Source organism: Leeuwenhoekiella sp. NPDC079379, assembly GCF_044542075.1.
GTDB lineage: Bacteria > Bacteroidota > Bacteroidia > Flavobacteriales > Flavobacteriaceae > Leeuwenhoekiella.
Genome location: NZ_JBITTU010000009.1, coordinates 149,262 through 155,918, shown reverse-complemented (window position 1 = coordinate 155,918; position 6,657 = coordinate 149,262). Strand labels below are relative to the sequence as shown.

Annotated in this window: 7 protein-coding genes; 1 reads left to right on the top strand and 6 read right to left on the bottom strand. The window is 40.3% G+C overall.

The window, feature by feature from the left end; genetic code table 11:
• Nucleotides 1-107: 107 nt before the first annotated feature.
• From ACIGAM_RS15780 to ACIGAM_RS15755, 6 genes are all read right to left on the bottom strand, one after another.
• Nucleotides 108-569: a cyclophilin-like fold protein gene (locus ACIGAM_RS15780; protein ID WP_396512433.1), complete on the bottom strand. Its 462-nt coding sequence runs from the start codon at nt 567-569 to the stop codon at nt 108-110.
• Between the two features lie 17 nt (nt 570-586).
• Nucleotides 587-2,776: an aldehyde oxidoreductase molybdenum-binding subunit PaoC gene (gene paoC / locus ACIGAM_RS15775; RefSeq protein ID WP_396512432.1), complete on the bottom strand. Its 2,190-nt coding sequence runs from the start codon at nt 2,774-2,776 to the stop codon at nt 587-589.
• Between the two features lies 1 nt (nt 2,777).
• Nucleotides 2,778-3,728, bottom strand: a complete 951-nt coding sequence (locus tag ACIGAM_RS15770; protein WP_396512431.1) for an FAD binding domain-containing protein — start codon at nt 3,726-3,728, stop codon at nt 2,778-2,780.
• A 20-nt stretch (nt 3,729-3,748) separates the two neighbouring features.
• On the bottom strand, nt 3,749-4,420 hold the full coding sequence (paoA, locus tag ACIGAM_RS15765; RefSeq protein WP_396512430.1) for an aldehyde dehydrogenase iron-sulfur subunit PaoA: 672 nt from the start codon (nt 4,418-4,420) through the stop codon (nt 3,749-3,751).
• Between the two features lie 62 nt (nt 4,421-4,482).
• Nucleotides 4,483-4,974: a cupin domain-containing protein gene (locus ACIGAM_RS15760; RefSeq protein WP_396512429.1), complete on the bottom strand. Its 492-nt coding sequence runs from the start codon at nt 4,972-4,974 to the stop codon at nt 4,483-4,485.
• 1 nt (nt 4,975) lies between these two features.
• Nucleotides 4,976-5,536 carry a sugar O-acetyltransferase gene (locus ACIGAM_RS15755; protein ID WP_396512428.1) on the bottom strand — a complete coding sequence of 187 codons (561 nt, stop codon included), beginning with the start codon at nt 5,534-5,536 and terminating at the stop codon, nt 4,976-4,978.
• 72 nt (nt 5,537-5,608) lie between these two features.
• Between ACIGAM_RS15755 and ACIGAM_RS15750 the strand changes: the two genes are divergently transcribed.
• Nucleotides 5,609-6,478 (top strand): helix-turn-helix domain-containing protein, encoded by an 870-nt coding sequence (locus ACIGAM_RS15750; RefSeq protein WP_396512427.1) that lies wholly within the window; start codon nt 5,609-5,611, stop codon nt 6,476-6,478.
• Nucleotides 6,479-6,657 lie beyond the last annotated feature (179 nt).

Sequence of the window (6,657 nt, the reverse complement as noted above, 5' to 3'; positions counted from 1 at the left end):
GCTCTCGCTAAATTTGCTGTTTTTCATCGTGACAGTGTGAATTTAAAATTAGTAAATTCGAATTAACAACTGTCCTGTTTTTAGGGAAGCCTACAATATTATTTAATTTAAAGTTCTATTTTAACAATAACATTTCCTGTGCCTAAAGCTTCTTTGAATCCGGCAGGATCATTAATGCTTCCAAGTTTGGTATAGCTATACGAGGTTGAAAAGGTTTTATAAAACAGTACTAATGTATTTGAACCATATAGCATCAAATCTCCATTATGAATGGTACCGGGATTTGAGGCTTGGGATGGAAGTTTTTTAGGTAAATCATAATACTTTTCGTTGTCATTCAATTCGGTCATAGTAATCGACATTGGAAGCAGCTCCTTAAATGCTTCAGATGAAGGATTGTCCAGAAGTGTGGCGTTAAAGGTCTTAGAATCTACAGTGATTTTGATTGTCTGATTTGACATAGTGCTCTTGTTTTCGGTCTTGATAGGAGTGTTCTGGTTATTCCAATAGGATGTACCACTTATAAAAATGGGAATACAGAGTAAAAGCATCAAAAATAGGAATTTCATAAGTTGACTATTTTTAATTACAAAAGCTTATCTCCGGTAATGGGATAATCCCGTACTCGTGTGCCGGTGGCGTTGTAAATCGCGTTAGCTATTGCAGCAGCAACTCCACAAAGGCCCAATTCTCCTATTCCCTTAGATTTCATAGGAGACATTGTGATGTCTTCATCTTCAACTAAAATTACCTCCTGACGTGGAATATCAGCGTGAACCGGAACTTCATACCCGGCCAGATCGTGGTTTACAAAATAGCCCAATCGGGTATCTACTACCAAATCCTCCATTAAGGCCGATCCTACGCCCCAAGTCATTGCACCTATTACCTGACTGCGCGCCGCTTTTGGGTTTAAAATCCTACCGGCATGGCATGCCGCCAACATTCTCTTTACCCTAATTTCTTTGGTATATGCGTGTACAGCCACTTCTACAAAATGAGCGCCAAAGGTATCCTGAGCATATTCTTTTGACAGATTACCATAGGTCATCGTATCTTCAGCTACGAGCTTTCCTTTACGGGCTGCTTTTTTTAGGGAATATGTTTTACTTCCTACTTTTATTTTAGAATCTTCAAAATTTGCCTTATCAGCATCAAAACCAAGTTGTTGAGCTACTTGCTCCCTCAGTTTTACACAAGCCGCATAAACCCCAGATGTTGCAGAAGCAGCACCCCATTGTCCTCCGGAACCGGAAGATTCCGGAAATAAAGAATCCCCTAACTTTACAGTTACGCTTTCTAAAGGGACGCCCATCATTTCTGCGGCTGTCTGCGCTATGATGGTATAGCTTCCGGTACCAAGATCAGTCATATCGGTTTGAACCAGTATAGAGCCATCACGCTCTAACGTAACCCGTGCGGCAGATTTAGTAATTGGTGCTCCGCGTGTTGCAGATGCCATTCCCATTCCTAGTAACCATTGCCCATCCTTAACCTGACCCGGATTTGGGTTGCGTTTATTCCAGCCAAAGGCCTCAGCACCCTTTTCTAAACATTCTACTAACTTTCGGGTAGAAAATGGTATTTCCGGATTTTCAGGATCTACCTGAGTATCATTTTTAATACGCAAAGCAACCGGATCTATATCTAATTTTTCTGCCAGTTCGTCCATCGCAATTTCAAGAGCCATCATTCCGGGGGCTTCGCCCGGTGCGCGCATTGCGTTTCCTTCACCTAAATTCAATTCAGAAAGGCGAAGACGCGTAAGCCTGTTTGACCCAGCATATAAGATGCGAGTAGGAGTGGTGGCAGATTCCGTTCTTCCACCGGGAATATTCCCCGACCAACTTTCATGACCAATAGCGGTCAATATTCCCTCAGTGGTCGCTCCTAACTTTATCTTCTGAATAGTTGCAGGGCGGTGTGTGGTATTGTTAAATATTAGGGGGCGTTGTAAGGTGAGCTTTACAGGTCTATCGATAGCACGGGCTGCAAGAGAAGCTGCAACAAGGTCGGATAGCACAGTACCTTTTCCTCCAAAACCTCCACCTATATACGCTGAAATTAAACGAATGTTTTCAGCAGGGATTTTTAGAATGTTAGCGAGATCCCGTACTCCCCAGTTGATTTGTTGAATCGTACACCAGCACGTTAATTTATCCCCATTCCATTTTGCGATTGTAGCGTGAGGCTCCATCATCGCGTGGGACTGATCTGGTGTGGTATAGGTTTGATCTACAGTTACAGCAGCTTCTTCAAACGCCTTTTCAAAATCTCCCTGGCGTGTTTCAGTTGGGGGCGTAAACGGAGCAGGCTCTAAGGGTTTTGCTGAATCTAAGGAGGCTTCTAAATCAAAACTTCCTTTCTGTTTTTTATACTCAACTTCAATTAATGCCGCTGCGCTGCGTGCCTGTTCAAACGTTTCGGCAACCACAATTGCTACAGCTTGATGATAATGATCAACTTTTGGCCCTGCCAGAAATCGGTCTGCATAAAACAAACCTGTATCTAATTCTCCTGTATTTTCAGCTGTTACAATATGCAATACGCCATTTGCTTTTTCTGCTTTTTCCAGATTCATCTTTACAATTTCACCTAAAGCAATGGCTGCGCCTAAAATGTATCCGTAGGCTGGTTTTTTTTCCGTTTCAGTATATTCATAAGCGTAGGTTGCACGCCCTGTTGTTTTTAAAGGCCCTTCAATACGGCTGGCAGGTTGACCTATAACCTTCTTCTTGTCTGTGGGGTTTGCTCCTGCTGGAGTGTCAAATTTCATATTAAGCCTTATTTTGGATTATTATTGAAGCGATGGTATTCTCTACCAGTTTCAGTTTGAATTTATTTTCTTCAGTAGGTGATGCTCCTTCTAAAAGCTTAGCCGCTACCGCTGCTGCTCCTGAAGGTAATAGACGATTGGCAGCTTCAGAACTCCAGGGTTTTGCAGCTACGCCACCCACGGCGATTTTACCGGTACCGTCTTGCTGTAGAACCGCCGCAACCGAAATCAATGCAAAAGCATAAGAAGCTCTATCACGAACTTTATGGTAATAATGCGTACCGCCTAAAGGTGGTGGTAAAATCACACTCGTAATTAGTTCGCCGGGAGTTAAACTGGTTTCAATTTGGGGGGTCTCTCCCGGTAACTGATGAAAATCTTTAAAATCAATACTTCGTGCAGTGCCATCTGTTTTTAAGGTCTCGACACGTGCATCTAAAAGTGCCATAGCAACCGCCATATCGCTTGGATACGTTGCTAAACATTCCGTACTTGTGCCTATGACACCAAGACCACGTGTAAAACCACCAATAGCAGCACAACCTTCTCCCGGATTGCGTTTATTACACGCCTGATTGGTATCGTAAAAATAGGGACAGCGTGTGCGCTGCAGCAGATTTCCACCTGTAGTAGCTTTATTACGAAGTTGGCCGGAAGCGCCAGCGAGTAATGCACGGGATAAAACCCCATAATCTTTACGCACGCGTTTATCTGCAGCAAGATTTGTATTGCTTACCAAAGCCCCAATTTTAAGACCACCTTCTGCAGTTGGGGTAATTTGATCTAAACCAATTCTACTGATATCAATGATATGAGCTGGTGTTTCAATTTGCAGCTTCATCAAATCCAACAGATTGGTACCACCAGCCAGATATTTTGCATTCGTATGTTTTGAAGCGGCTCGTACAGCATCTTCGATTGAAGTGACTCGCTCGTATGTGAACTCTTTCATCGCTATTTATGTTTCTGGGATTAAATTTTAGATTTCGCTACCTCTTCAATAGCATCAAAAATATTGGCGTAGGCCCCGCAACGACAAATATTTCCACTCATGCGCTCTTTTATTTCTTCCTCAGAAAATGAAGCTTTTGCATTTAAGTCTTCGGTTACGTGACTTGGTATATCGTTCTCTATTTCTTGAAGTGTGGCTACTGCCGAACAAATCTGTCCCGGAGTACAATATCCACATTGGTAACCATCGTGCTCTACAAATGCGGCTTGCATTGGGTGTAATCGCGAGGGTTTACCCAGACCTTCAATGGTAGTCACCTCGTCCCCCTCATGTTGCAATGCAAGTGAGAGGCAAGAGTTGATACGTGTGCCATTTACCAGTACCGTACACGCCCCGCACTGACCATGATCACAGCCTTTTTTTGTACCTGTAATGGCCAAATTTTCGCGTAAAGCATCGAGTAGGGTTGTACGGTTATCTACCGCAACGGTTTTTGTTTTTCCATTTACTTTAAATCGTACCTCATTAAAAAACGGACTCTCAAGAACAGAAACATCCAATTTTCCCGGCACGATCTGATTTTCCGGTATTGATTCTAAGGTTTTCATCGATGTAGCCGTCAATCCGTAAGAAATTGCGGCAGTCGTACCCACAATCATTTCTCTTCGTGATATGGTATATTTCTTTTTCATCTGTATATTATTATGAAGCAATAAATTAATAAATAGTTCATTTTGCTAAATCAACTGCAGATTTATTTAGCACTATAGGTTTCCTCAGTTACGGGTTCAAGCCAGGTAACAACTCCATTCTCAGTTTTTGGCAAAATATACATTTGGGTAAGGCTGCTACTTTCGGTTGCACCGTGCCAGTGCCTTGTATTAGGAGGACACTTAATCACATCTCCCTTTTTCATGAGTTGTTTAGGCTGCCCTTCCAGTTGATGGTAGCCTTCACCATCTAGTATAATGAGAATTTGACCACTGGGATGCGAATGCCAATTTGATCGGGCACTTTTTTCGAAATACACATTTCCGGCAAGTGTATTATATATGGAATCATTTTCAACTAAATTATAGTTATGGGCATTACCCGTAAAATTAGTTGCAGAACCTCGTTCCCCTTTTGGGAAAATTGATTCTTCATTTTGATTAGTTTCCACTTTTTCTTGTTTTTCCACTTTGGTATTACAACCTTGAGCCATCACTAATGCTAGGACAGATACGATAAATGTTATTTTTTTCATTTTAAATTTTTTTAATAATTTTTGCGGGTGTGCCTCCTACAATGACATTGTCGGGAACATCTTTGGAGACAACCGAACCTGCTGCCACAACGGAATTTTCCCCAATGGTTACACCCTGTAAAATGGTTGCGTTAGCTCCTATCCACGCATTTTTTTTAATGTAAATGGGTTTTGGAACCAGCGCATGCCTTTCGCTGGGAGAAAGGGGGTGTCCTTCAGTTAGTAAACTGACTTTGGGAGCCAGGAGTACACCTTCTTCGATAGTTATTCCTCCTAAGTCTAAAAACACACAGTCAAAATTGATAAATACCTTATTACCAATTTTGGTATTTTTCCCATAATTGATATATAGCGGAGTAAAAACAGCTACGGTTTCATCTATTTCGGTTTCTGTAATTTGGCTCAATAAATCCCTTATTTCTTTTGGATCTGTTGCGCTGTTCATCTTTACAAGTAATTTTTTAGTGTTGTATGAAGCTTCGCGCAGCTTATAGGCATCAGGGTCATTGGGCTTAATAATTTCGCCATTTATTAATCTTTCAAATACGCTTTTCTTTTCCATTACTTGAATTTTCAGTAGTCATTAAAATTAAAGAACAGAAGTATTACATTTGTTACACTAATTACGTTTTAAATGTCAAATATGACTTATTATAATGCAAAGAATGCTCAAGATAACCCTCAAGAAATTTTGCCGCGTATTGTAATGCTCGATTTAATTACAGAAATCGATTTGCCAAAAGACTTTAAAGAAAACTACCACACCCATTTATTTTGTCATCATGGTAAGCTTAGCTTTTCATTCAATGATATAAAAATGGAGTGTAAGGGCGGAGAGTTTTTATTTTGGTTCGCACAAAGTAAACTGGTCGATTTGCAATTTTCAAAGAAGTTTAAAGCAACAGTTCTATTAGTAGCGAATCAATTTTTGAATACTAATATACCCGATCAAAATTGGGGTATAGATGCCAGCTTACATTCCCGTCAATATCCTGTTAAACAATTGAATGATGAGAAGGACAAGCAACGGGTTCTTAGCAATTTTCAACTGTTATATGATAAGTATCAGGATAAGACGCACCGTTTTTATGAGGAGGCATTAAAACTTCAAATGCGCTTATTCATTCTTGAAATGTGGCACACATTTGCTAATGAGTATGAGCGCAGGAAGCGCAGCTTGCAAAGCGGGTCTTTGTATGAGCGTTTCGTAAATTTAGTAGAAGAAAACTGTATGAAAGAACGGGAAGTGCGTTATTATGCTCAATCACTTAATGTTACTCCTAAATATTTAAATGCTGTTTGCAAGCAAAACTCAGGGGTCACAGCATCTGAATGGATTCAGCGTTATGCCAAGGAGCGCATTATACTTTTTTTGCAGAACAAAAATCTCAACATATCTGAAATAGCCGATGAAATGATGTTTTCGAGTCGGTCATTCTTTACGCGCTATGTAAAAAAAGTTTTGGGAACTACGCCAACGGAATATAGAAATCGATTGGAGTAAAATGGAGTTTATTATAAGAGAATATTATGAACTAAATTGGTCATTTACTCTCAAAATGTTCATAAATAGAATAAATTATAATTAGATTCTTTTGTTTTATCTGATAAAGATTGAATTCTTTTGTTATTAAATATTATTCAATACGATGCATCGTCAAACGGTTTCACAGAGTTAGGAAC

Coding starts and splice junctions, on each gene's coding strand:
- ACIGAM_RS15780 (WP_396512433.1), bottom strand. CDS start 569: ATGAAATTCCTATTTTTGATGCTTTTACTCTGTATTCCCATTTTTATA.
- paoC (WP_396512432.1), bottom strand. CDS start 2,776: ATGAAATTTGACACTCCAGCAGGAGCAAACCCCACAGACAAGAAGAAG.
- ACIGAM_RS15770 (WP_396512431.1), bottom strand. CDS start 3,728: ATGAAAGAGTTCACATACGAGCGAGTCACTTCAATCGAAGATGCTGTA.
- paoA (WP_396512430.1), bottom strand. CDS start 4,420: ATGAAAAAGAAATATACCATATCACGAAGAGAAATGATTGTGGGTACG.
- ACIGAM_RS15760 (WP_396512429.1), bottom strand. CDS start 4,974: ATGAAAAAAATAACATTTATCGTATCTGTCCTAGCATTAGTGATGGCT.
- ACIGAM_RS15755 (WP_396512428.1), bottom strand. CDS start 5,536: ATGGAAAAGAAAAGCGTATTTGAAAGATTAATAAATGGCGAAATTATT.
- ACIGAM_RS15750 (WP_396512427.1), top strand. CDS start 5,609: ATGTCAAATATGACTTATTATAATGCAAAGAATGCTCAAGATAACCCT.